The organism is Maribellus maritimus (assembly GCF_022267315.1).
Lineage (GTDB): Bacteria > Bacteroidota > Bacteroidia > Bacteroidales > Prolixibacteraceae > Draconibacterium > Draconibacterium maritimum.
In genome coordinates this window covers 199,578-224,994 of sequence record NZ_JAIKLE010000004.1, presented here as the reverse complement: position 1 = coordinate 224,994, position 25,417 = coordinate 199,578, and the positions used below count along the sequence as shown (strand labels likewise).

22 protein-coding genes are annotated in these 25,417 nt (G+C 39.2%); 13 read left to right on the top strand and 9 right to left on the bottom strand.

Going from position 1 to position 25,417, the window contains the following annotated elements:
- Positions 1-8: 8 nt before the first annotated feature.
- The 8 genes from K5G00_RS05635 to K5G00_RS05600 all read right to left on the bottom strand — a co-directional run bounded on the left by K5G00_RS05635 (position 9) and on the right by K5G00_RS05600 (position 9,273).
- A complete protein-coding gene (locus K5G00_RS05635) occupies positions 9-815 on the bottom strand; it encodes a DUF4249 domain-containing protein (protein WP_238765160.1) in 807 nt (268 codons plus the stop codon).
- Between the two features lie 19 nt (positions 816-834).
- Positions 835-3,081 (bottom strand): TonB-dependent receptor, encoded by a 2,247-nt coding sequence (locus tag K5G00_RS05630; protein ID WP_238765158.1) that lies wholly within the window; start codon positions 3,079-3,081, stop codon positions 835-837.
- Between the two features lie 182 nt (positions 3,082-3,263).
- Positions 3,264-4,001, bottom strand: a complete 738-nt coding sequence (gene cobA / locus K5G00_RS05625) for a uroporphyrinogen-III C-methyltransferase (protein WP_158868795.1) — start codon at positions 3,999-4,001, stop codon at positions 3,264-3,266.
- Positions 3,983-4,822, bottom strand: a complete 840-nt coding sequence (locus K5G00_RS05620) for a Rossmann-fold NAD(P)-binding domain-containing protein (RefSeq protein WP_238765156.1) — start codon at positions 4,820-4,822, stop codon at positions 3,983-3,985. Before K5G00_RS05620 ends, cobA begins: the two co-directional genes overlap by 19 nt.
- A gap of 79 nt (positions 4,823-4,901) precedes the next feature.
- The gene (cysI, locus tag K5G00_RS05615) at positions 4,902-6,602 is read right to left on the bottom strand and encodes an assimilatory sulfite reductase (NADPH) hemoprotein subunit (protein ID WP_238765154.1); all 1,701 of its coding nucleotides are present in this window, start codon (positions 6,600-6,602) and stop codon (positions 4,902-4,904) included.
- Positions 6,603-6,717: 115 nt separating this feature from the next.
- Positions 6,718-8,544, bottom strand: coding sequence for an assimilatory sulfite reductase (NADPH) flavoprotein subunit (locus K5G00_RS05610; RefSeq protein WP_238765141.1), 1,827 nt, complete (start codon positions 8,542-8,544; stop codon positions 6,718-6,720).
- Position 8,545: 1 nt separating this feature from the next.
- On the bottom strand, positions 8,546-9,004 hold the full coding sequence (locus K5G00_RS05605) for a precorrin-2 dehydrogenase/sirohydrochlorin ferrochelatase family protein (protein WP_238765134.1): 459 nt from the start codon (positions 9,002-9,004) through the stop codon (positions 8,546-8,548).
- An 11-nt stretch (positions 9,005-9,015) separates the two neighbouring features.
- Entirely contained in the window at positions 9,016-9,273 is a 258-nt protein-coding gene (locus K5G00_RS05600; RefSeq protein ID WP_238765133.1) for a DUF2061 domain-containing protein, read from the bottom strand.
- Positions 9,274-10,044: 771 nt separating this feature from the next.
- On the opposite strand from K5G00_RS05600, the gene K5G00_RS05595 reads away from it, so the two are divergent.
- The 13 genes from K5G00_RS05595 to K5G00_RS05535 all read left to right on the top strand — a co-directional run bounded on the left by K5G00_RS05595 (position 10,045) and on the right by K5G00_RS05535 (position 22,041).
- Positions 10,045-12,198: an elongation factor G gene (locus K5G00_RS05595; protein ID WP_238765131.1), complete on the top strand. Its 2,154-nt coding sequence runs from the start codon at positions 10,045-10,047 to the stop codon at positions 12,196-12,198.
- A 199-nt stretch (positions 12,199-12,397) separates the two neighbouring features.
- Complete coding sequence (locus tag K5G00_RS05590; RefSeq protein WP_238765130.1) at positions 12,398-12,760, top strand: DUF1801 domain-containing protein; 363 nt, start codon at positions 12,398-12,400, stop codon at positions 12,758-12,760.
- A 97-nt stretch (positions 12,761-12,857) separates the two neighbouring features.
- The gene (locus tag K5G00_RS05585) at positions 12,858-13,424 is read left to right on the top strand and encodes a Crp/Fnr family transcriptional regulator (protein WP_238765128.1); all 567 of its coding nucleotides are present in this window, start codon (positions 12,858-12,860) and stop codon (positions 13,422-13,424) included.
- A 60-nt stretch (positions 13,425-13,484) separates the two neighbouring features.
- Positions 13,485-13,937 (top strand): DoxX family protein, encoded by a 453-nt coding sequence (locus K5G00_RS05580; protein ID WP_238765119.1) that lies wholly within the window; start codon positions 13,485-13,487, stop codon positions 13,935-13,937.
- 11 nt (positions 13,938-13,948) lie between these two features.
- Positions 13,949-14,533, top strand: a complete 585-nt coding sequence (locus tag K5G00_RS05575; RefSeq protein ID WP_238765102.1) for a class I SAM-dependent methyltransferase — start codon at positions 13,949-13,951, stop codon at positions 14,531-14,533.
- Between the two features lie 209 nt (positions 14,534-14,742).
- Positions 14,743-15,300, top strand: coding sequence for a hypothetical protein (locus K5G00_RS05570; protein WP_238765100.1), 558 nt, complete (start codon positions 14,743-14,745; stop codon positions 15,298-15,300).
- Positions 15,301-15,405: 105 nt separating this feature from the next.
- A complete protein-coding gene (locus K5G00_RS05565) occupies positions 15,406-15,792 on the top strand; it encodes an exonuclease/endonuclease/phosphatase family protein (protein ID WP_238765098.1) in 387 nt (128 codons plus the stop codon).
- A gap of 531 nt (positions 15,793-16,323) precedes the next feature.
- Positions 16,324-17,493, top strand: a complete 1,170-nt coding sequence (locus tag K5G00_RS05560; RefSeq protein ID WP_238765091.1) for a Gfo/Idh/MocA family protein — start codon at positions 16,324-16,326, stop codon at positions 17,491-17,493.
- 45 nt (positions 17,494-17,538) lie between these two features.
- A complete protein-coding gene (rpiA, locus tag K5G00_RS05555; protein ID WP_238765089.1) occupies positions 17,539-18,213 on the top strand; it encodes a ribose-5-phosphate isomerase RpiA in 675 nt (224 codons plus the stop codon).
- Positions 18,214-18,334: 121 nt separating this feature from the next.
- Entirely contained in the window at positions 18,335-19,708 is a 1,374-nt protein-coding gene (locus K5G00_RS05550; protein WP_238765087.1) for an FAD-dependent oxidoreductase, read from the top strand.
- 73 nt (positions 19,709-19,781) lie between these two features.
- Positions 19,782-20,363, top strand: a complete 582-nt coding sequence (locus tag K5G00_RS05545; protein ID WP_238765080.1) for a Crp/Fnr family transcriptional regulator — start codon at positions 19,782-19,784, stop codon at positions 20,361-20,363.
- Positions 20,364-20,476: 113 nt separating this feature from the next.
- Complete coding sequence (locus tag K5G00_RS05540) at positions 20,477-21,064, top strand: ester cyclase (RefSeq protein WP_238765078.1); 588 nt, start codon at positions 20,477-20,479, stop codon at positions 21,062-21,064.
- 131 nt (positions 21,065-21,195) lie between these two features.
- Positions 21,196-22,041: an SDR family oxidoreductase gene (locus K5G00_RS05535; protein ID WP_238765067.1), complete on the top strand. Its 846-nt coding sequence runs from the start codon at positions 21,196-21,198 to the stop codon at positions 22,039-22,041.
- A gap of 516 nt (positions 22,042-22,557) precedes the next feature.
- Here the strand turns inward: K5G00_RS05535 and K5G00_RS05530 are convergent.
- Positions 22,558-25,188 carry a M14 family metallopeptidase gene (locus tag K5G00_RS05530; protein ID WP_238765065.1) on the bottom strand — a complete coding sequence of 877 codons (2,631 nt, stop codon included), beginning with the start codon at positions 25,186-25,188 and terminating at the stop codon, positions 22,558-22,560.
- Between the last annotated feature and the right edge of the window lie 229 nt (positions 25,189-25,417).

Sequence of the window (25,417 nt, the reverse complement as noted above, 5' to 3'; positions counted from 1 at the left end):
AAAAAGAATCATTTTAAACTTTTGATTTTCGATTGAATTACTATTGTTTTTTCATCACAGGAGTATGCGGAAAAATACCCCAGCGCTCCGTTAGAAAAATTTGGATTTGGATTAGCTGGCGAAGCCGAAACTGCTGAATTCTCATCGATAAGCTCAGAAACAGCGCTAAAATACTCGTAAGCCGCTTTATCCAGCGTTTGTAACTGATACGTTACAGTATCACCAACTTCATAAGTTTTCCTCCGAATACGCAGTTCAACAAACTTCCCATTTGTATTATTATCATCAAAAAAAATAAAATCTTCAGGAGCATCCTCCTCTTCACCATTCAAAAACATTTTTAAGCGGTAATAGTTATTCTCCCCTGGCGGGTCATGAAAATAAAGATACACATTGTAACCTTCCTGAAATACAGAATAGTCTTCATTTAAAGCCACAGCCATAGAATCAATAAACACTGTTCTGTGCATTTTTGAAACCGACTCATACACATTTTCGCCCATGGTAACTGAAAGCCTGTACTGACAATTGGCATCGGGGATAATAGAATTATTCAGATACTGTCCGTTATTTTCTATAAGTTCAAATTCACGTCCCTCTTCATCGGTAATTTTCACCGTAGCTCCGGCAAGCATTTCAGCTGGTTCTGAGCTATAGTAACTTGTGGTATTAGAAATCTTAACACAGGCCAAATTCGGGTTGTCTGATAATGTTCCTTCTATAACAATAACAGGATTTGTTTCATTAAGGTCTACATCAATTTTTTTTTCGCAGCCCCAAAAAAGCAAAATAAAAACCGGAAATATGAGCTTCATTCTTATCATTATCCACTGGTTAAAATTTGAACTTATAACTTACAGAAGGAACAATTTTAAACAACGAAAATTGCACGGCTTCTGTTTCGCCGGGATTTGTCTCGCTTTCTCTAAAATCGATGTAATATGCATTCTCCCGGGCATAAGCATTGTATATCGAAAAATTCCAGCTCGATTCAAATTTAATGGTTTTCTTCCGAATCCATGTCAGGCCTAAATCAAGCCGGTGATAATCGGGCATTCGGTAGCCGTTCCTTTCTGTATAATACTCCACAATCCGACCGTCAATTTCGTAACGCCCGCTGGGAAATGTAACAGCATTACCGGTGTAATAGACCCATGTTGCCGAAAGTTTAAGCCTGTCGTTAATATCATACATTCCAACAATTGAAAAATCATGGGTTCGATCGTGCCGGGCAGGAAAAGGCTCTCCCTGATTTATTTCGTCGAATTGGCGCATTGTTTTTGACCAGGTGTAGCTCAGCCAGCCATTTATTCGACCATAGTTTCGTTTTACGGTTAGTTCCGCTCCATAAGCCCAGCCGCGACCAAACACCAGTTCAGCCTCAACCGTTGAATTAAAAATTAAATCCGCACTGTTTTTATAGTCAATTTGGTTTTCTAAATCTTTGTAATATATTTCAAGAGAGGACTCAAATTCATTGTTTTTAAAATTTCTAAAATACCCAAGAGAAAATTGATCTGAAATCTGTGGCTTTACGTTATTACTGCTAGGCAACCACAAATCGGTTGGAGTAGCTGTGGTCGAATTGGAAAGCAAATGAAGAAACTGATATATCCGGTTGTAAGAAGCTTTTACCGAACTCTCAGCGCTTAACATATAAGTTAAACCCAGCCTTGGTTCCAACCCTCCCTGTGTTTTTACAAATTCAAAATCTTCTTTTTCAACCGTATTCGTCAATACACCATCACCATCAAATTCATAAAATTCTCCGGGACCAATATTGGAAAATAATGCCAGTCGTAATCCGTAATACAATTTTATCTTTTCAGAGATGGTTTGCTGATTAGAAACATAAGCAGCCCATTCAATGGCTTTTCTTCGTGTTATTTTCAGCGGACTATAGATGGAACCCTGGGGTACAGAAATTTCACCGGGAAGAATATTGTGATATATCATATTACCGCCATACTTTATCGTATTCCTGACATTCGCGTAGTACGAAAAATCCTGTTTAATATTCCAATCCTGGATTTCAGAACGAATATCAACATCCAAATCGCGAAGAACATTAATGTTGTATGAATAATTACTAAAAATGAAGGATGTATTTGAAAACAATTTTTCGCTAAAATTGTGATTCCAGCGAAAGGTCCCGGTTTTATTTCCCCAGTCAAATCCAAATTCTTCCGCAAATCTAAACTTATCACGTCCAAAATATCCGGAAAGAAAAATCCGGTTATTTTTATTGATTTTATAATTGGTTTTTAAGTTTAGGTCGTAAAAATAAAGGGTTGAATTATTTACATCTTCGTCGTTTGAGAACACTAAAAACATATCGGCATACGTTCGGCGGCCGCTCACAACAAATGAACTTTTATCTTTTACAACCGGTCCTTCCACGGTAAGACCCGATGAAATTAATCCAACATTCCCGGTAACACCGTATTCCTTTTGATTTCCGTCTTTCATTTTTATATCGAATACCGATGAAGCGCGACCGCCAAACTCGGCCGGTATTGAACCTTTCATCAGGTTGGCATCTTTTATCGACTCTGAATTGAACACAGAAAAAAAGCCCATCAGATGCGAAGCATTGTACACCGGGGCCTCATCAAGAGAGATGAGGTTCTGATCAATTCCTCCCCCGCGAACATAGAACCCGGAACTTCCCTCGCCCGCTGGTTTTACTCCCGCAGTTAACTGTATGGTTTTAAAAACATCATGTTCGCCAAAAATAACCGGGATACTCTCAATCCTACCCGGAATCATTTTTATATTTCCCATATCTACCGAAGAAATATTCCGGTCTGCCCGCTCTCCGGTAACTGTTATGTTTCCAATCTCAAAACTCTTTTCTTTCATTTCAACATTCAGGCTTTTGTTTTCATCCAAAACCAGGTTAAAAACCTCGGTTTCATAACCAACAAACTGAACACTTAACTGATATTGTCCCTTTGCCAGGGAAAGAGAATAAAAACCATATGCATTGGAGGTAGTGCCGGTACTTTGCAAATTTTTCACAACAATGGTTGCACCAATCAGGTCTTCACCTGAAGCTGCATCTTTTATGTTCCCGCTCAAAACAAATCTCTTCTGCGCCGCCAATGAAAAGCAGACTTCTAAAAAAAGAAACAGAAGAGTGGTAGTCCTGAGCATAGTTTTTTATCAGGCACCAAAAATAAAACAATATTCAGGGGTTTCCCAACAGCTTATGCTATTGGTTTTAATATTTAAGTTTCTTTATGAATTTTTATTCCTGCTTTTTAAATCCCCAGCGCATATTTACCAATGATGACTACCGACGGGGTTTCCGGAGTATTGGTTTCCATAAATGTTTCAATTTCACCTAAATTAGTAGTGTAGCTCTTCTGTGTATTTTGTGAGATTTTACTCAATACCTGTACCGGAACAGATGACGACACACCAGAATCCTGCAATTTCTCAGCGAGTTCGGGCAAACAACTCAATCCCATATAAATTAACACCGGCGACCCCGAACAAATTACATCGGCAACCACATTAATATCCGAGAAGCGATCTTCTTTTCTGCAAGCGGTATAAAACAATACCATGTTACTTTTCTGGCGCTCGGTTAGGGGAATTGAAAATATTGATGCACCTGCTGTAGCGGCTGTTATTCCCGGAATCACTTCATAGTTTAAATTGTTTTCTTTACAAAACCTTATTTCCTCTGCTCCACGGGCAAAAATCATTGGATCACCGGTTTTTAAACGTACAATCTTTTTGTTTTTTTGCGCCCAGAATACTAAATCGTTACAGATCTCTGTTTGCCTTACTTTCTGGTCTTGTCCGTCGTTATGTCGTTTTCCTACAAACTTTTTCACACAACCTGGTTTTACCAAATCGAGTATCGCTCCGCCCATAAGCGCGTCATACAAAACCACGTCAGCTTCTTTGATACGTCTCTCTGCTTTAACAGTCAGTAATTCAGGATCGCCGGGGCCGGCACCTACGATCGATATCAAATGCGATATGTCCATTCTTCCAGCTCTTTTAGATAATCCATTGGACTGGGATACTGAAATTTATAGTCCAGCCTGTTTATCAACTTTTCACTGCTAATCACTTTGTAGTTCTCTGTTCTCTCTGAAAACTCAGGCAGAGGTAATTCACTTATTTTGGCAGCTTTTGTATAAAACTCTTCCTTGGTGGGATGTTCCGGGCTACAGGCATTAAACACTTCGCCCCAAACTCCCTTTTCAATAATCTCAGTAAGAATGTTCACGCAGTCATCCCGGTGTATCAGATTTACCGGCGAACCGGCTGCAATATTTTTTTTACCGGCCATAAAGCGTGCCGGATTACGATTGGCACCAATTAATCCGCCAAAGCGAACCACAGTTGTCTGAACCCCGGGAATAGTTAGCAAAATCTCCTCTGCCTTTAACAAAGCCTGGCCACTCGCTTTCTCCGGATTTCCTTCCTCTCCTTCCCGCACAACTTTGTTTCCCGATTCATAGACCGAAGTGGAAGAGATAAAAATTACTTTTGAAATTTCCATCTTCTGAACCTGCTGCGCTATTTGCGCTATTTGTCTTGGAAAGATATCCGCTACATTTTCGTTTCGTCGGGGCGGAATACAACAAATTAAAACATCGGTGTTAAAAAAGCTATTGTAATCAACTGTTAACGAGTCGGGTTCAACGCGAATATGATAGGTTTGAATTCCTGTAAACTCAAGCTTGGTATAACTTTCAGAAGTAGCAGCAGAACCTTTAACCACATATCCTTTTGACATCAATCTTCTCCCTAAAGCAGTTCCTAACCACCCGCAACCTAATATGGATACTCTTTTTATCATAAAATTCTTTTTGAATAAATAATCCTATTACATTCAACTACGTTTTCAACTTTTTATAAAAATTGAACTAGTTCATTCTTTAGTGCCTGAACTCCTTCCCTTCTTTTATTTCCTTTACATAATTTTTTCGAAGTATAAAATCGCCAAAATGCTCTCCCTTATTTCGCGATTCCGCATAATCTTTGATGATTGGTTCCAATTCCTGTAAAATCTCTTCTTCAGAAATCGTTTCTTTGTATAAGGTATTGAGGCGGGAACCGTTAAAACTTCCACCAAGATAAAGGTTATAGTAACCGGGCGATTTGCCAATCAAGCCAATTTCGGCCAGGTATGGGCGGCCACAGCCATTGGGGCAGCCAGTCATTCGGATAACAATTTCCTCTTTATACAGGTTATATTTTTCCAAAATCGTTTCAATTTTTGAAACCAGCGTGGGCAAATAGCGCTCAGCCTCGGCAAATGCCAGTGGGCAGGTTGGCAAAGCCACACATGCGATCGAATTTTTCCGTAAGCCAGAAATTCCGTTGGGAGAGACATCGTGTTTATTAAAAATAGTATTTACCTTCTTTTTTACCTTTTCGGAAACGCCGGCAATAATTAAATTCTGGTTACCGGTAAGAATAAAATTCCCGTCGCTGATTTTTGCGACTTCACGGAGAGCTGTTTTTAGCAGGCGAGTTCCGTCGTCTTTTACACGACCACCTTCCACAAAATAAGTAAGATGCCATTTATTGTCGGTACCTTTTTTCCATCCGAAGTTGTCCCCGGTGCGTGTAAATTTGAAAGCCCTCGCTTTCTCCAACGAAAAACCAAGTCGCTTTTCCACCTCATCAACAAACCAGTCGAGGCCAAGCCTGTCGATTGTATATTTTAAACGTGCCTGTTTCCGGTTTTGGCGATCGCCATTATCGAGTTGCACCAATACCACTTTTTCCGCCACATCGATTACCTGTTCAGGTTTGCAGAAACCAATCACATTTCCTGCTCTGGGGTAAGTTTCAGGCTTTCCAAAAGTAGAGCCCAATCCTCCGCCAACAACGACGTTGTATCCCACTATTTTTTCTTTTTCGATGATGGCAATAAAACCCAAATCCTGCGAAAAAACATCACAGTCGTTTTGCGGCGGAATTACGATTCCTATTTTAAACTTACGCGGCAAATAACGCTCTCCGTAAAGCGGTTCAATTTCTTCTTTGCTGTCGGCCACCAACTTCTTGTCAAGCCATATTTCGTGGTAAGCACCCGTTTGAGGTAATAAATGCCCCCCCACTTTTTTTGCCAGTTCAATAATTTCCGGATAAAGTGGAGACTCGGCCGGATTTGCATGACACATTACATTTCGGTTTACATCGCCGCAGGCAGCGATGGTGTCCAGCAAACGATCGTTAATTTTCTGAATCGTTCCTTTCAAATTCTTCTTAAGCACACCATGCAACTGAAACGTTTGGCGGGTTGTTAGTTTTAATGTTCCGTTAGCAAACTCGTTGGAAATAGTATCCATTTGTAACCATTGCTGCGGAGTTACTGTACCTCCCGGCATGCGCACACGGATTAAAAACGAATACAACGGTTCCAGTTTTTGTTGTTTTCGCTCTTTGTCGGTGTCCCGATCGGTTTGCTGATAAATACCGTGAAATTTGGATACCTGCGTATCATCTGCGTGTATCGCGCCAGTAATCGGATCAGCCAGACTTTCCAGCAAAGTTCCCCGCAGATAATTACTGTCGAATTTTATTTTCTCAACTTCAGATAACTCTTCCCATTTAATCGATTCACTCATGATTAATTCTTTAGGTTATAAAATCAAAAAAAACTTCCGGTGATTTACCTGAATAAAAAGACAGACATTCAGAGTAAAAAATAGTTTTCAGGTAAATCCGGATAATTAGTAGTTGTTAATATACATCGGTTTGAAACCGTTTTTCTTTTTTTAATTGTTTTAAATATTTTTCAGCTTGTTCTTCACTTACACCACCTTCTGTTCGAATTATTTCGAGGAAAGTTTTTGTTACATCATTAGCCATATTTTTTCGGTCTCCACAGAGATAAAAATGTGCCCCGTTATCCATCCAGTTAAAAATCTCCTTCCGATTCTCTTTTAACTTATGCTGCACATAAATTTTCTCTTCCTGATCACGTGAAAAAGCTACATCCATTCTTTCCAGAAGTTTCTTTTCCAACAGCTTCTGCCATTCTGTTTGATACAAAAAATCAGATTGAAACCGACGGTCACCGAAAAACAACCAGGTGTTTCCCTTCATTCCCAAACTTTCACGTTGTTGCATAAATGCACGGTAAGGAGCGATTCCGGTTCCCGCCCCAACCATAATAATTCGGGCACCGTTGGCCGGCAATCTGAAACCCGGATTTTTTTCTATATAAATCGGAATTTTATCATCCTGGTCAATAAAATCAGCCAAATTGGATGAACAGGCACCAAAACGTTGCCGTTTCTTTCTTTCAAAATTTACGACAGAAACAGTAATATGAACCTCTTCGCCAACACTTTCCATACTTGAAGAAATGGAATACAAACGCGGAGGAAGTGGTCGTAAAATTTCAATTAGTTTGTTTACGTTCCAATCAAACGGGAAATCATCGAGTAAGTCAAGCAAGTCGCATCCGTAAAGATATTCGTCAAGCTTTTTGTCATCTTCCAGAATTATTTTGAGTTCCGGATTTTTTGTTCTCCCGTAGTATTTCTGTAATGAATCAAATGTCATTACAGTAATTTCGTAATGGTATGTGAGTGCATTTAACAAGGACACTTCTTCTTCTCCAAAAGCAATGTTTTTCTCCGGGTCGAATCCGCATTTTTGAATAATATCGTCAACCAGTTCCGGCGGATTTTTAGTAAACACGCCAACAGAATCTCCAGGCTCGTATGTTAATCCTGACTCTTCAAGCGAAAGTTCAAGATGATATACCTCCTTGTCGGAACCATTACCGGTAATTCGAACTTTATCGAGCACCATTGCACTAAAAGGATTCTTTTTAGAAAATTCTGAAACCGGAACTTTGGTGGCTGGAGGCGAGGTAATAACAGTGGTCTCTTCAACTGCCGTTTCAACTTTTGTTGTCGTTTCGGATGGCGCTAAGTTGATAAGCAGGTTATTCATCCATACTTCCGCAGTGGCTTCGTAATCAACATCGCACTTTGCGAGTGGAGTAGCAGGAAAGCCACCACTCTTTTTTATAGCATTATAAATTTCTTCACCTGTTTGGCAAAAATTTCGGTACGTTTTGTCGCCCAAGGCCAGGACAGAGAAGCTCAAGTTCTCGAGCTTGGGAAGACGTTTCCCTGTAACAAATTTATGAAACTCTTCCGCCATATCAGGTGGTTCTCCTTCGCCGTGAGTACTAACTATAATTGCAACATTTTCTTCATCTTTTAATTTTTTAGGATCATAATCGTACATATCTACCACATTAACAGCCACATTTTTAAAACTTGCTTTTTCAGCCAGCTTTTGGGCTACCTCTTCGGCATTTCCCGTTTCGGTACCAAACAGAATGGTGAGGTTTGCCACTGTTGTAGTTTCCTTTACAGCCTCGGTAACTACTGATGTTACCTCAACAGGACTTCCGTTTCCATTTAGTCCGGCCAGTCGTCCGTCTAAAAAACCGTTCAGCCAAATTATCTGTTCAACTGTTACATCTTTCACCAATTCATTTAAAGCAATTTTCTGCTTTTCACTTAATGGATTCGATTTTAAACTCATTTTAGTTTTTATGAAAATTATCTGTTAGAAATTCACTGATTTTATTTCGAAGCCGAATTGACTCATATACATCTTCGCCATTTGAAGCAACAGCAACCGTCATTTTACCATTTTTATATATGGCCGGCGAAACAAACTGGCACAGTTCAGGTTTGTCGTGAATATTTACCAAAACCCCCATTTCTTCTCCATCTGAAAGAATCTGTTTATCCAGTTCATAATTATTGGTACAGGAATACAACATCAAATATCCTGTCAAATGTTTCTTTTGGTATGCTGTTTCAAAATACTTTATTCCGCTTTGTTTTATTTCATCAGAAACATCGATGGCCAATACCTCAACCTCAGCTCCAAAACGCTGTAGTATTTTTATTTTTTTGAAGGCGCTTTCTCCACCTCCGATAATTAAAATTTTTTGCCCTTCAATATTGATGGAAATTGGCAGAAAATTCTTTTTCATTGTTATATTTATTAAATTTCGTATTCAACGGGCACTTCTTTAACCCTGCCGAAGTTGCTTTTATTCCAGGCTCTTTCGTGTAAAAAGTAAAGTGCCATTTTAGTAAACAACTCAACCCCGCCAATGGTTACGGCAAAATTCACATTTCCCACAATTATCCACGAAATTATTATGGTATCAATAGTTCCTATCGTTCGCCAGGAAATAGTTTTTACAATGCTCCGGCTCTTTTTCTCCCTTATTTTTTCACTGCTCCTATTCTTATTCACAACCATAAATTTTCAAGATAAAATCTACTTATTTTTATGTTTTCTTTCAATCTCAGTTATTTTTAGGTTTAAACATTCATCCCTATAAAACAAAAAGCCCCTCTGCTGTTTGCAGAAGGGCAATAAATCCTAACTAATTATATACTCTCAAATTTTAAATTCCTTCCGCATAAAATGAATATGACAACACATACACATCATACATGCCATCGGATTCAATTTTATTTCAGAAGAATACTGCTTCATTTTTTTTATGATTTTTATCACATTGCAAATGTAAATGAATATTTTTCTTTTCAAACCATTTTTTAAAACTTTTTTTTATTCAGTCTAAATAAGACATATAAAAAGCTGATTATTTGCACAAATACTTCTTGCATCCTTTTTACACAATCGACTAAAATCATATTTATTCAACGGCCTCCGAGAAAACAAAATCAAACATCTGAATATGAGAATATTAACCCAACACCGATCTATCGACAAAAACGTTTAAACAACTGAATTATAATTGCTTAAATAAAACAGTAAAAAAAATATAGTTGTATAACATTAACTCGCAAATTCATGGAACTTGATTGTTAATAAATTATTACTAATTTTGGTGACCTTTTTTATAAAACTTCCGAAAAACGGGAAAAGAAAATGGGAAAAATTCACTTCACAAAGAAGTAAGTTTTCATGCCTGAGATGATTAAAAAATTTGGATAGAAATACAGCATTAACAAATAATTCTGTAAATATTTAAAATATTAACTAAAACATATACACGTGAAAGTTTATAAAACAAATCAAATCAGAAACATTGCACTGTTGGGTAATGCTGGCAGTGGGAAAACCACCCTTGCTGAAGCTATGCTTTTCGAGGGTGGAGTGATAAACAGAAAAGGTGAAGTAACGGCTAAAAATACCGTTTCGGATTACACCGACATTGAACACGATTATGGCAACTCGGTATTGCCAACTTTACTATATACGGAAAAAAACGGTGTAAAAATCAATATTCTTGACACTCCTGGAATGGATGATTTATGTGGTGGTGTTGTTTCATCGTTAAATGTAACCGACCTGAGTTTAATGTTAGTTAATGCTACGAATGGTGTTGAAGCGGGTACCGAAGCAGCAGGCCGTCATGCCGAAGCACTGAACTCTCCGATGGTTTTTGTTTTTAACCAGCTTGATCACGACAATTCAAATTTTGATGCGGCACTCGACCAGTGCAAAGCAACTTTTGGAAACAAAGTTACCATTGTACAGTACCCGGTTGATGCCGGTCCAAGTTTTTCCTCTGTTATCGATGTATTAAAAATGAAAATGTATAAATACAACGATAAAGGAGAAGTGCAAGTTCTGGATATTCCGGATTCAGAAATTGAAAAAGCAGAAGAACTGCACAACGAACTGGTTGAGATGGCAGCCGAGAATGAAGAGGCTTTAATGGAACTGTATTTTGACAAAGGCAGTTTAACTGAAGACGAGATGCGTAAGGGCATGAAACTGGGAATGCTGCAACGCGATTTGTATCCGGTATTTTGTACTACAGCAAAAAAAGGTATCGGTGCCGGCCGCCTGCTCGAATTTATTGCCAATATAGCTCCCGCACCAAACGAAAGAGAAATGCGGACTGTAGTTAGTGGCAAAGCTGTTAAAATGGAAAAATCAGAACCACCAAGTTTATTTGTTTTTAAAACTACTGTTGAATCTCACGTTGGTGAAATTACCTATTTCAAAGTAATGTCCGGAAAAATTAGTGAAGGACTCGATTTAATCAACAGCAAATCAGGAAATAAGGAACGTTTATCGCAAGTATTTGTTGCGGCCGGTAAAAACCGTGAAAAGGTAGATGAGCTGGTTGCCGGCGATTTAGGTTGTACCGTTAAATTAAAGGAAACCAAATTTAACCAAACGCTTACAACAAAAGAAGCTGATACAAAATTTGAACCGATAACTTTCCCTTCATCAAGACATACCGTGGCAGTAAAAGCCGTAAACGATTCCGATGATGAAAAAGTAGGTGAAGTTTTGAATAAACTAAAATATGAAGATCCTACATTTATTATTGATTATTCAAAGGAATTAAAACAGTTGCTGGTTCACTGTCAGGGAGAATACCACACCAATGTATTAAAATGGTATTTTGACAATGTACATAAGATTGAAGTAAATTATCTTCAGCCCAAAATTCCATACCGCGAAACCATTACCAAAGCGGCTCAGGCTGACTACCGCCATAAAAAACAATCAGGTGGTGCAGGACAGTTTGGGGAAGTGCACCTGGTTATTGAACCATATGAAGATGGTAGCGAACCAAAATCAATGTTCAAATTCGGTGACAAAGAACAGAAACTCTCCGTTCGTGCAGTTGAAGAGCACAAACTTTCATGGGGTGGTAAATTAATTTACTGCAACTGTATTGTTGGTGGTTCAATCGATGCCCGTTTTATGCCGGCCATTCTGAAAGGGATTATGGAAAAAATGGAAGAAGGCCCGCTTACCGGTTCCTATGCACGCGATATCCGTGTATATGTTTACGATGGTAAAATGCACCCGGTAGACTCAAATGAGATTTCATTTAAACTTGCCGGTCGTAATGCATTTAGTATGGCTTTTAAAAACGCCGGGCCTAAAATTCTGGAGCCAATTTACGATTTGAATGTATGGGTTCCTTCCGACAGAATGGGCGATGTAATGAGTGACCTGCAGGGACGCCGCGCCATGATTATGGGAATGGGCTCTGAAAAAGGAATGGAAAAAATTACAGCAAAAGTTCCGTTAAAAGAGATGAATAAATACACCACTTCGTTAAGTTCAATTACCGGAGGACGAGGAGTATTTGACATTAGTTTCGACGGATATGAAAAAGTTCCTGCTGATGTTCAGGATGAACTGTTAAAAGCTTACGAAGCTGAGCAGGAAGAAGAATAGACCATTTTCTAATCCATTTTACTATAAACTAGATGAAGGCCCCGGTTTTTGAACCGGGGTTTTCTTTTTTGAGTTAATCTAAAACAAAAAAAAGAATTCAACTCCTGCAGAAAATTTGTTTCATTTTTTCCCGGAAACAAAAACCAAACAAAACCTTTCATTGATTTTTAAGATGATTTAAAGTAACTTGAAAACCATAATGAAAGCATCAGACAATTTTTATTTAAGTAGTGAAGAGCCAAACCGAAGTTGTTTGCTGGCTCTGCGGAACATCATTCTCCAACAGGATAACAATGTAACCGAAACAAAAAAATATGGCATGCCCTGTTTTTGTTACAGAAAAAAAATGTTCTGTCACCTCTGGACGGACAAAAAAACACATGAACCTTATATACTTATGGTAGAAGGAAGACATCTCAATCACCCTGATCTGGAAACAGGAAATCGATCAAGGATGAAAATTTTTAGGGTAAATCCAAACAAAGACCTCCCCCTGGATACAATTGAAACCATTTTAAATCAGGCTTTGAATTTATACAGAAACGGGATTATTAAAATATAATAACCCGGTTTTAAATAGCTTAGCAAGCTTGTATCCTAAAAACAGATGATACTGTTACAGTACCTTTCATTTCAAATGCACAAATAAAAGTGAGCGTATGAACCCAATAAGAAAATACCTGGAGAATTTTGTTGAAATGACAGACCATGACTGGGAGTTTTTTAGTTCCAAACTAATCAGAAAGACCTTCACAAAGAAAAGTATCATCTTAAAACAGGGCGACGTAGAAAAGTATTTGTCATTTGTTGAAACCGGAGTTGTACGATTTTATGTTCGGGGAACAAGTGGTGAACAAACTTTTGGATTCGTATTTCAAAATAATTTTGTAAGTGCTTACGATTCCTTTTTAACTCAACAACCGTGTCCTTACCAGGTTGAAACCATTACACAAACCACCTTATACAGGATAAATTATCAGGATTTACAGAAAGTTTATGAGACCACAGGAGTAGGAAACGAATTGGGCAGACGGAATGCAGAAAGGCTTTTTCTAATCAAATCAAACCGCGAAATTTCTCTGCTAAACAGAACAGCCGAAGAACGTTACCTCGACCTCTTTTCTTCCCGGCCCGAACTGATCAAACAAATTCCGTTAAAATACATTGCATCATATATTGGAATCACCCCACAGGCCTTAAGCAGAATACGAAAGAGAATTTCTTAACCCTGGTTCATTGTTTTATTTATCAATTCAGCGCAACTTTGCAAACAAAGACTTTTAGTTATGAAACCATTCGTTGTACTGCTTAGTGTATTTATTATATCGGTTTTGGGCATAAAGGTATTCCGTGGAAATTTTGAATTTGCTCTTCCGGGCCGAATTGCGATGTCAGCAATGCTTGTTTTTACAGCAATGGGGCATTTTGTTTTTACAAAAGGGATGTCGATGATGCTTCCTTCCTTTATTCCATTCAAAACAGAACTGGTTTACCTGACAGGAGCTATCGAGATTGTCGCGGCTTTCGCACTTTTTCTCCCGGCATTCAGAGCATTGACAGGATGGTTGCTTATCGCTTTTTTCCTGCTTATTCTGCCGGCAAATGTCTATGCAGCCATTAATCATATCGACTACCAGAAAGGGACATTCCAGGGAGCCGGCCCCATTTATTTGTGGTTTAGAATTCCGTTACAGATTTTATTTATACTTTGGATTTACTTTTTTGCGATAAAAAGTTAAATATTCTGAAAATGACTAAAAACAGCTCAACCGGCGTCACAAAGCGGTTTACTTCCAAAGGTATATTTCCCTATCAAATGGCATTTACACTTCTTATCCCGTTACGAAATATTTTTCTATCACCTAATCAGCTAATAAAAAGACTTGAGTTAAAAGCTGATTCGTTGGTACTGGAAGTAGGCCCCGGTCCCGGTTATTTTAGTTTAAAGGTGGCAGGATTTCTTCAACACGGGAAATTGGTGCTGGCTGATATTCAAAAGGAAATGCTCGACCTCGCCCAAAAGCGCCTTGATAAAAAGGGAATTAAAAACACTGAATACTATCTATGTAATGGAAACAAGTTTGCTTTTAGCGACAATTCCTTTAACCGAATTTTTATGGTAACTGTAATTGGCGAGGTTGAGAACAAAGAAACTTACATCCTGGAATTTTATCGAATGTTAAAACCAGATGGAATCTTGTCGGTTTCAGAGCTGGCTGGCGATCCCGACAAACTAAAAAGCAACGATATAAAAACGTTGTGCCGGAATGCCGGGTTCAAATTTTATAAAATCTATGGTAACGAAAAGAACTATACCATCAATTTTAAAAAATAGTCGACACCGCCGGTGAACTCTTTTATTAAAAAGGAACTTTCAATTTCTGCTTCAAAATTTTTGCCCTTAATAAATTGATTCCCCAATTATTTGTTGTAATTTAAATAGGATATCATTTTATTCTAAACAATGACACAGCTCTCATTATTCCTGTTTATCAGGAAAATAAACAAAGTACAAATGACTTCTTTTTAAATTACAACAAAAAAATGGCTGAAATAAAATTTGCGCTATGGAATGCAGAATGGTTTAATGAATTATTTACTGGGAATCCTCCGGAATTTAAATCGTATTATGAAAAAGGTTACATGACCAAAGAAATTATCGGTCACAGAATTCGGGATTTAACCGGTGTTATTAACGACATTGATTCCGATATCTGGATTCTTGTAGAAGGTCCAAATCAAAGTACTGAACTTCAACTCTTTTTTGATCAGGCTGATATTAACGGCAACTGGCAATGTGTAGTGCAGCCCACGGGGGCGCAAAGTGTTGGGTTGGCTGTACGAACCGACAAAGGGCTGTTTGCCGATCCTCCTTTTGATTGGTTTGACATAGCATCAGCAGTAGAAGCGGAGACCTTAAAAAAAGCCACCAATGAGTTTACAATGGACACAGATGGTGACGGTATTGAAGAAGTGCACAAATTTGAACGAAAACCATTGTATGCATCAATAAATTTGTTTGACGGGAAAAAATTCAGAATCATCGGTCTGCATTTGAAAAGCAAAGGAATTTTTGATGCCCTCGAATGGTCGAAATGGTGAGCCAAAGCCGATGGCAACCGGAAAAAGATAGTTGCTCAGTGCCACCAACTTCGCACAAATTTTTTAAATGATTATTTAAGCAACGATAACACCAAAAATATTCCTTTGATTGTTTGTGGCGATATCAATGACGGACCAGGTTTCGATGCCAGTGAAATGAAAATAAATGCCAGTGGTATTGAACGCCTGATGGGTTCCATATGGCAACCTGAATTGTGCCTGGGAAATTCTATTTTTGACACGCTTGATGACAAGAAAAAAAATGACCTCGATTTTTCCTCATTGTACACCGTAAGTTTTGCTGATCCAATTTTTAATTATTCATATATTAATTCGTGGATTGACCACATTTTGTATAGCCGGATAAACCATTGGGTGAGTGGTGCCAAAATCAACTTTAATACAAATAGCGGAAATCCTATATATAAAGACTTCCCTACTGCTTCGGATCACAAGCCTGTAACTTGTACAATTCATACCGACGCATTTTGATAAAGTTTCGTTTTGGCTCTTCATCAGGGAAAAATGAAAGAACAATGCCACTTTCGTTACAACACGTTCTAAAATAGTATTCTTGCAAACAATGAGTAATTTTTCTTTTTACCAAAATGTTTTTTTGACTAAACCAAAGTTCAAACTATATCAATTCCCTAAGTTTTCTTCAGAAAACCTGTCTTTACCACCGTTCATGCCACACAATAAACAGTGGGATAATAAGTGTCGAAAAATAATAATCTTCATATCGTGACTAACTTCAACAGGATTTTCCGGGTGAAATGGGAAACAATGGTTCTGACTTTACTGTTGGTTCCGTTCTTTTAAAAAAAAGGAATGGGTAACTTTTACAAAGGCTTAATCGGCGGTTTGGCAGTTTTCGACCGAGTGCTTACCTCAGCGGAAATAAAAAAATTGGTCCAGTGAAATTTTATTTTCCCCGGCTTTCATGCTGTTTCATTGAATTATCTTTTATTTTCGTATAAATTTTAAGAATATAAACCAACAACTTAAAAACAATATAAACTTATGGAACTTAACAGAAGAAAATTTCTGCAAAAGTCGATAGCTTCAGCAACCGGAGTTACAGCTGCCGCTTTTTTGCCTGGTGAATTGTTTGGTCGCAGCCTCCACAGCACCAATCGTCCGGAGGAAATTGTTCTGAAATCGAAAGATCGCTCTGCGCCTAAAAACTCCATTCGTTTTTCGGTAATTGGTCTTAACCATGGCCATATTTACGGAATGGTGAGTGCACTTATTGGTGGTGGTGGTGAGCTGGTCTCGGTGTATTCGCGTGAACCGGAATTACTCCCTCCGTTTACAAGGCGTTTTCCCGAAGTAAAAGTAGCCAAAAGCGAAGAAGAAATTCTTGAAGACAGTTCCATCCAGCTGGTTGCCAGCGCCGGAATTCCGGTTGAAAGAGCTCCACTGGGTATCCGGGTGATGAAATCAGGCAAAGATTATATGGCTGACAAACCGGGTATTGTTACCTTTGAACAATTTAATGAAGTAAAAAAAACACAAAAAGAAACCCAACGCATTTACTCCATCATGTACAGCGAGCGCCTGGGAAACCCGGCATCGGTAAAAGCCGGCGAACTGGTTCAGGCGGGCGCCATTGGAAAAGTGGTTCAAACCATTGGTCTGGGACCACACCGGATGCGCCCGGAGTCGCGCCCCGACTGGTTTTTTTATCCTGAAAAAGCAGGCGGTATTTTATGTGATATTGGCTCACACCAATGCGATCAGTTTTTGTTTTACACCCAATCTCAACAAGCTGAAGTTTCGCTTTCTCAGCTGGGAAATTTTGGGAACTCACAGTATCCGCAGTATATGGATTTTGGAGATATGAATGTCCGTAGCCCACATGCTACCGGCTACATTCGTATCGACTGGTTTACTCCGGAGGGACTGGATACCTGGGGCGATGGGCGAACATTTATTCTGGGTACAGAGGGCTATATTGAAATGCGAAAGTATATTGACATCGCCGGCCGTGAAGGCGGAAACCATCTCTTTTTGGTTAATCAGAAAGAGACCAAATATTACAATTGTTCCGAAATAAATATGCCGTATGGAGAACAACTGGTAAACGATGTAGTTAACCGAACCGAAACGGCAATGACACAGGATCATTGTTTTCTTGCTACGGAGCTGGCATTAACTGCGCAAAAAAATGCTTACATATTAAAAGGTTAATTCTATTTTTGCAGAAAATTTTTATTAATCAGACAATTCGGTTGAATGAATTACGAAAAAGAAAAAGAACTGGCCTCCGCTGAATCTGTAAAGTTGGTAAAAAATGGAATGGTAGTCGGGCTCGGCTCGGGATCTACTGCTGCATACATGGTAAAAGAGCTGGGAAAAAGAGTTGCTTCCGGCTTATCGATATTTGGGATTCCTTCCTCCGAAAACACCAGGCTGCTGGCTATTGAAAATGGAATTCCGCTAAAAGAATTTGGAGAGATTGAAAAAATTGACATTAATATCGACGGAGCGGATGAGTTTGACCCTTATTTGCGATTGATTAAAGGAGGAGGCGGAGCGCTTCTTCGCGAAAAAATTCTGGCGCACAATTCAAAAATTAATATCATTATTGCCGATTCAGGAAAACAAGTGAAACGGCTGGGTTCTTTTAAGCTGCCGGTAGAGGTTGTTCCTTTTGCTGCATCAAAAATAAAGGAAGAGCTGGCACTGTTAAACCTAAATCCTGTTTTACGAAAAGTGGACGGTTCTGTTTTTGTTACTGACGAGCAAAACTATATTCTGGACATCGACATCTCCAATCAAACCAACCTTACAAACTTGGAGATCAAACTAAAAAGCATCCCCGGGTTGGTGGAAACCGGTTTATTTATTGAAACCACAAGTAAAGTTATAATGGGGGTCGGGAACAAAACCATTGTCTTGCAAAAATAAATTTACTAAAGCGTAAGTCCACTTATTCAGATCAAGCCGATAACCTTTTTTTAAGAAGAGCTGTTTTATTCCATATTTTAGTTTTGAAAAACCAACGTTTTGCCTAAATCAGTAAACAAAAATGACAGAAATCAAACGCAGGCAGATGATAAAAAGCATGGGAGCGCTTTCCGTTGGAATCGCTTCAGCACCGTTTGCCAAAGCAGAACTCCCGACAAAAGTACAATCGGAAAATAAAATTAACTGCGATATTTTGGTGGTTGGCGGCGGAACAGCCGGTACGATTGCCGCGATTCAGGCAGCAAGATGCGGAGCCAAAACCATACTGATTGAAAGCGGCAGTCAACCAGGCGGAACAATTACTACCGGAGGAGTTACTTTTCCCGGCTTATTTCACGCCTGGAGAAAACAAATTATTGGCGGCATTGGCTGGGAAATAGTCAGTGAATGTGTAAAAATGAATGGTGACCAAATGCCCAACTTCAATGTTATAATAAACAACACCACTGTACGACACTGGCGCCACCAGATTGCAATAAACAGTGCCTTATATGTTTTGCTTGCCGAAGAAAAATGTATTGATGCGGGCGTGGATATCCGGTATTATGAAAGTCCGGTTGCCGTGGAATTCAAAAAAAACAACTGGATTGTAGAAACTGCAGGAAAAGGAAGCTTCTCACAAATTAAGTGTAATCAGATAATCGACTGTACCGGAAATGCGCTCATTAGTTCAATGGCCGGATGCGAAGTATTAAGAGAAAAAGAAACACAACCTGGTTCCTTACTTTTCGCCTTGGAGGGTTACGATTACTCTAAACTTAATCTTGACAAAATTCCCAAACGATACCACAGTTTGCTGCGGCAAAATATGCTCACCAATTCAGAAAAAGAAGGAACACCCAATAATTTCCCAACAACTTCGCCATACAATTATGTTTATGTTCCGGAGGCAGATTCCACAAGTTCAGTAACACACACAGATGCAAACATTAGGGGAAGAAAAGAATTGTTAAAAGTATTGCGCGAGTTAAAAACCTTTCCGGGTTGCGAAAACATCAGAATCGCAAGCCTAAAAACAGAGACTGCAGTTAGGGAAACTTACAGGATTTCCGGACTTTACCAGATAACCCACGACGATTATATAAATGGTGTTGATTTTGAAGATGCTGTTTCCTATTCGTTTTACCCGGTTGATTTGCACCGGGAAGGAAAAACCATTCACCAGGAATATTTGGAAAATGGTGCGGTAGGAAAGATTCCTTTGAGAGCCTTAATTCCCGAAAACAGCAAAAATCTGGTTGTCGCCGGCCGGTGTGTAAGCAGCGACCGAATGGCGAACTCCGCACTACGGGTGCAGGCTTCCTGTATGGGAATGGGACAAGCTGCTGCTGTAACAGCCTTTCTAGCCCATAAAATGAATGTTTCGCCGGAAGATGTTCCGGCAACAGTAGTTCGCAGTGAACTGGTAAAACATGGAGCAATTGTACCGGATTAGTTAAAGTTACCCCAAACGCGAAACATGCTGATTATTCATAATTTTGTATTTTCACCGTGTAGGAAATTTGGTTATGACAACATCCGGAGAGCATAAACTACTATACTATTTCAAAAAATGGATTTCAATTTCAGAGAAAGACGAAGCGATTATTTTGTCGGCTTTTGAACCTGCATTTATCAAAAAGAAAAAAGATCTGCTCGTTCCCGGAGAAGTGTGTAAATACATTTATTTCATCAAGCAAGGAAGTTTGCAATCTTATTTTATCGATCCAAAGGGAATTGAACACATTTACCAGATTCGGTTGGACAACAGCTGGATTTCCGATCTGGAAAGTTTCTTTTCAAAACGTCCGTCAAAATATTACATTGAGGCGCTTGAAGATTCTCAGATGCTGCGGATTTCAACAGAACGACTGGAACAACTTTACGATGAAGTCCCAACGCTGGAGCGCTATTTTCGTATTCTTTTTCAAAAAGCATACATTAACGCCCTGGAACGACTAAATGCCACGATGTGGGAATCGGCAGTGGAACGCTACAACGATATGCTAAAAGAACACCCCAACATGTTTCAACGGGTTCCATTGGTTTATATCGCTTCATATCTGGGGATTACACCAGAAAGCCTCAGTAGGATTCGAAAGAAAAAATAGATAGCCTTCCTTTTTCCCTTAACATAGATCAATTGTATTTCTTATCCCAGGTCAAGTGTGCGAGGCCCTTCACCGACCTACCTTTGTATCGTAACATTAAAACAAAAAATACGATGAAAACAAAGTTGAATTTTACAAAGGCAGTAATGGCAATACTTTTGGTGTTGACCGTTACAAATTTCTCCTTCGCGCAAAAAAGCAAAAATGAATACAAAGCAGAGGTGGAACAGTTAAAAAGTGAACTTGCAAAAATTGCGGAAACAAATGAGGTGATTGCCAAAAACCTGGCCACTTTTGATGAATTAGATTTTGTAGTGTTTACAAACGAAGAATGGGCACGACTTCATGAAAGCCACGCTGAAGATATTCTGGTCCACTGGCCCGATGGTAGCACAACTACAGGAATTGAACGCCACATTGAAGACTTAAAAAAAATGTTCGTTTATGCACCGGACACCCGAATCAAAGAACATCCCATTAAAATTGGTTCGGGAAACTTCACTGCAGTAATGGGGGTAATGGAAGGAACATTCACGAAACCGATGCCAATTGGCGACGGGAAATTTATTGATCCGACAGGAAAAGCTTTCAAGATAAACATGGTAACCATTGGTTTGTGGAACGACAAAGGTGTGATGTATGAAGAATATCTCTTCTGGGACAACCTCACCTACATGAAACAACTGGGTTTAGCCAACTAACAGAAGTTCAAATATTTTAAAGTTGTAAAGTAACCAAATTAACTTTTAATTGTTGAATAAACAGAGTATCATCCTGAAAAAACAGATGACTACATTAACAGACATTTATTAATATTTAAAATTCAAAAAAAATGAAAATAGCAGTAACGGGAGCAACTGGTCAGTTAGGACAACTGGTTGTAGCAGAATTAAAAAAGAAAGTTTCAGCAGAAGATATCGTAGCATTGGTGCGTACACCTGAGAAAGCAAACGGATTGGGAGTAGAAGCACGTGAGTTTGACTACAGCGAACCGGCAAACCTGGCGGATGCACTTCAGGGAGTTGATAACCTGCTTCTTATTTCAGGTAGCGAGGTGGGACAACGTGCGACGCAGCACTTTAATGTGATTGAAGCAGCCAAAAGCGCAGGTGTAAAATGGATTGTTTATACCAGTTTGCTGCATGCAGATTCTTCATCATTGAGCCTTGCCGGAGAGCACCTGGCAACAGAAAAGATGCTAAAGGAATCAGGAATTGAACATACCATTCTTCGCAACGGTTGGTACACCGAAAACTACACCGGTTCAATTGCAGGAGCATTGGCAGCAGGAGCATTTGTAGGAAGCGCAGGCGAAGGAAAAATTTCGTCGGCACCGCGTGCAGATTTTGCTGAAGCAGCAGCAATCGTTGTTAGCGACGAAAGCCACAAAGGAAAAGTTTATGAACTGGCAGGAGATGAAGCATATACTTTAAATGATCTGGCTGCAGAAATTTCAAGCCAGACAGGGAAAGATATTCCGTACAACAATTTACCTGAAACAGAATATGCAAAAATTCTTAAAAGTGTCGGGCTACCGGAAATGTTTGCTGAAGCAATTGCAAGCTGGGATACAGGAGCATCAAAAGGTGATTTATATGACAACTCAAAACAGCTTTCAAAACTGATAGGCAGACCAACCACTCCAATGGCAGAGACTGTAAAAGTTGCTTTAAAATAATCATGTAATAAGTTTACTCAAAGCTGAATGAAAAAAATGATATGTAGTACTCTCCCTGATTGCAACTGCATTACAATCGTCTCTCTTTGTGCAGAAGGGAATAAGGGAGAGTTCTGTTAATTTTTTCATCATAAAAATAAGTTTATATACTTAACTTCAATCACCGCCCTAAAGGGCGGCGCGTTTAACAAACATTAATTTAAGCAGTCACCGTTCCAGAGAACGGTGACTGCTTTTTATACGATTCATACCTACGAAAAACTCATGCCATGAAAACATAAAAAAATTTGCCTGATGACCATCGAAAAAAAAACAACTTCGATTCGCATATTTACAAGATAACATTCAGCAAAAAGAACTCATCCTGAAAGAGGTTATCAATTTATTTCAGATACTTTTTTCAACCACGAAGATTTTGCCGCTCTGTTGTTACTTCCGGAAATTACGCATTATTTAGATTTTGAGGAATTACAATAACTCCCTCATAGCGGTAATAGTCTTGACTATTCTTTTAATCTAATCAAGCAATAAAGCATTAAACAACAATTTGTAAGTACCGGAAGTAGATGCCCGGAATTGCGGATTAAAGCCGTAAAATACAAAATTTCCTTTTCCCTTCTTTGCCCAAACCATTGCCGGTTTTCCTTTCAGTAATTCCTCTTTCTCGGCATAACCACTTGCCACTATATCTTCTTCCGGGTAACTGGCAATCACCCTCCGGTCGAGATCAAAATAGGGAATGGATGTACCGAATACAGGTTTTCCCCCTGAAAATACGCGAGTTGTTTTTCCCATTCCCAGGGTAAGCGGATGATTTTCCAGCAGTTCGACGTTAAACAAGGTCCCCGGAGCATAAAATCCCTTTCCTTTTATCGCCGGTGATACATCTTCCACCGGCAACTCAAACTCCTCTTTTTCCTTCTCCGAAATTTTGATGGTTTGTACACCAAAAAACAATTCAGCCGACTCACCCCAGCTTACAATTGTTCCCCCTTCATTTTCAAACTTTAATAACTTCTGCAGGCCTTCTTTTTCCATGCCTTTTATATACCTGGGATCATAGTTGGGAATGGATGTTTTTCCATCTCTGCTTTTATTTTTCCCATCAAGAAGCAGGGACTTTTTAGTATCGGGAAACACAATTACATCAAAATCATCCAGTTCTTTTGATTTTATATCTTCCGGTTTAAGAACGGTAAAAGGAATATGATAAGTATCAAACAAAAAACGTGTCCAGCCTGCATCCATATCATGAAAAGCTGTTTCTACCAGGGCAACTCCAGGCAGCTTTAATTCTTTTATATTTGAGGGAATTACCCCTGAAATCTCTACGGGTTTTACACTTAATTTTTCCAAGATTTCTTTAAGTTTATCCGCATTCTTTTGATTTAGCTCAACTACAAAATCGCCGGTTTTTAATGCCATCTCTCCAACTACCGAATCTTTGCTAAGCCGCGACACTTCAATATCATTTTTCAGAGCAGCAAAAGCCACCCTGAAACTTTCGTTGTTATCTACCGAAAAAATCAGCGTCGTATTTTCTTCCGGAAGTTCCCAATTTAATTCAAAGGGAAAATCGACTTTGTTTATATTTTGGTCAATCACATCCACAATTTCGTCAATCTGATAGGAAGAAACTCCCTGGTGCAATGGCAGAGACCAGCTGGTTATATCGTAAGGCCGCATCAATTCTCCACCTGGTGTATAATACCGCTCCGGGTACTTTTGTTTTTCCATCACTTCTTTTACAAATGCGCGGTAAGGCTGAGCCAATGGAATAATATAATCGCCCTTCTCAATAATTCTCCCTTTAAAGCTTAATTCATCCAATGTTTTATACACGTCAACACCATGTTCATTCAGCAAACCCAGCATTGCAATTAATTCGCTCTCGTCATGCTGTTTGGCCGGAACCACAAAGTAGGCAGGCGCCTCTGTTTTACCTTTTTTTACTTCGCCCACGCAAAGCGCATTCCGGTTCAGAAGGATATCCTTTTTATGAAACGAAGCTGTTTTTATAAGTGAAAGTGACGATGACACTTCGTAAGCCACAATGTCGCTTAATCGCCACCAGCCGCCTTTCCACGGCGCGGGCATGTTGATGCTCTTTTTGTATTCAGCCAGCCCCGAGCCACCGCCCCGCAATTCACTTTTTTCCACATAAACCGGTTTGGCCAACTGAACACTGGCGCATTCGGTCAGCATCGAAATGATATTCTTCCAGATGCCGGTTTCTGTCGATCCCGGCCAGTAATCGTCAAAAATAGAGTTTTGTGTGACGCCTGTCAGGCTATCGGCAGCCATATCCTTTGCCATATTTGAACCAAAAATCCAGGTCCAGTTCCACACTTTTTCATCTACATTTTCGGCAATCGGATCGTGCATGGGCGGAACAAAATAACGCGGCCCGGTGGCTCCCATCTGGTGTTTATCCACCAGAATCTGCGGATACCATTCCGTGTTGTACACGCGGGCAATCGCTTTGTTGTCTTTCTGCGTAAGTGTAACAAAGTCGCGATTATTATCGTGCCCCACATATTTATGATACACTTTGGGAAAACTTCCGCCTTCATATTTTGTATCTTTTGATTGCATGTAATGTTCCACAATCATATCCATTCCATCCGGATTGGAGGAAGGTACCATCATATATACCACATCCTTTAACTGCTTTACCAGCGCAGAATCGTCTGAAGTCGCCAGTTCATAAGCCACCAGCGGCGCAGCCTGCGACGGACCAACTTCGGAGGAGTGCATCGAAAGTGTGGCCAGTATAAAAACTTTTCCTTCGTTGCTGTAAGCCTTCAACTGAGCATCGGTAAGATTGGGATTTAGTGCCAGCTCTTTGTTTATTTCTTTTAAATACTGAATGTTTTGAATGTTCTCCGGAGAGGAAAACAACAGCATATGCATTTTTTTTCCCATCGGTGACTCCCCAATTTCCAGCATTTTTACCCGCGAAGATGCTTCCGCCAACTGCTGCATATAGTCAATCAGCGATTCATAATTTAACAACATACGGTCGGTACCGGGCTGAAAACCAAAAAATGATTTGGGAACAGGAATGGTATCCGTTTCATTTCCGGCCTTTACAGACGAAACAAAAAGACTAACAAAAAGCAATAGAACAGCGCAAATTTTAGACATATTCACAATCTTTTTTTATTGAACAAAAGAAAAAAACCAACCAAATGTAACAAAGTTCAACAAATCAAAATCGTTTTTCCCTGAGGGATTGCGAATACAGGCTATAAAAATTAATACGAAGACCAATAAAAACACATCAACAAAAAATAAATCCTTTTTGTAAAATCCGAGAAGTGCAGAACATACTATTAAACAACTATATTACAAACCATTACAAAATAATTAAAAT

Excerpts from the sequence above, each read along its gene's own strand:
- cysI (WP_238765154.1), bottom strand. The coding sequence starts at position 6,602 with ATGAGTGAATCGATTAAATGGGAAGAGTTATCTGAAGTTGAGAAAATA.
- K5G00_RS05575 (WP_238765102.1), top strand. The coding sequence starts at position 13,949 with ATGACTAAAAACAGCTCAACCGGCGTCACAAAGCGGTTTACTTCCAAA.
- K5G00_RS05580 (WP_238765119.1), top strand. The coding sequence starts at position 13,485 with ATGAAACCATTCGTTGTACTGCTTAGTGTATTTATTATATCGGTTTTG.
- K5G00_RS05585 (WP_238765128.1), top strand. The coding sequence starts at position 12,858 with ATGAACCCAATAAGAAAATACCTGGAGAATTTTGTTGAAATGACAGAC.
- K5G00_RS05635 (WP_238765160.1), bottom strand. The coding sequence starts at position 815 with ATGAAGCTCATATTTCCGGTTTTTATTTTGCTTTTTTGGGGCTGCGAA.
- K5G00_RS05610 (WP_238765141.1), bottom strand. The coding sequence starts at position 8,544 with ATGAGTTTAAAATCGAATCCATTAAGTGAAAAGCAGAAAATTGCTTTA.
- K5G00_RS05535 (WP_238765067.1), top strand. The coding sequence starts at position 21,196 with ATGAAAATAGCAGTAACGGGAGCAACTGGTCAGTTAGGACAACTGGTT.
- K5G00_RS05605 (WP_238765134.1), bottom strand. The coding sequence starts at position 9,004 with ATGAAAAAGAATTTTCTGCCAATTTCCATCAATATTGAAGGGCAAAAA.
- K5G00_RS05620 (WP_238765156.1), bottom strand. The coding sequence starts at position 4,822 with ATGATAAAAAGAGTATCCATATTAGGTTGCGGGTGGTTAGGAACTGCT.
- K5G00_RS05550 (WP_238765087.1), top strand. The coding sequence starts at position 18,335 with ATGACAGAAATCAAACGCAGGCAGATGATAAAAAGCATGGGAGCGCTT.
- K5G00_RS05545 (WP_238765080.1), top strand. The coding sequence starts at position 19,782 with ATGACAACATCCGGAGAGCATAAACTACTATACTATTTCAAAAAATGG.
- K5G00_RS05590 (WP_238765130.1), top strand. The coding sequence starts at position 12,398 with ATGAAAGCATCAGACAATTTTTATTTAAGTAGTGAAGAGCCAAACCGA.
- K5G00_RS05570 (WP_238765100.1), top strand. The coding sequence starts at position 14,743 with ATGGCTGAAATAAAATTTGCGCTATGGAATGCAGAATGGTTTAATGAA.
- K5G00_RS05540 (WP_238765078.1), top strand. The coding sequence starts at position 20,477 with ATGAAAACAAAGTTGAATTTTACAAAGGCAGTAATGGCAATACTTTTG.
- K5G00_RS05530 (WP_238765065.1), bottom strand. The coding sequence starts at position 25,188 with ATGTCTAAAATTTGCGCTGTTCTATTGCTTTTTGTTAGTCTTTTTGTT.
- cobA (WP_158868795.1), bottom strand. The coding sequence starts at position 4,001 with ATGGACATATCGCATTTGATATCGATCGTAGGTGCCGGCCCCGGCGAT.
- rpiA (WP_238765089.1), top strand. The coding sequence starts at position 17,539 with ATGAATTACGAAAAAGAAAAAGAACTGGCCTCCGCTGAATCTGTAAAG.
- K5G00_RS05560 (WP_238765091.1), top strand. The coding sequence starts at position 16,324 with ATGGAACTTAACAGAAGAAAATTTCTGCAAAAGTCGATAGCTTCAGCA.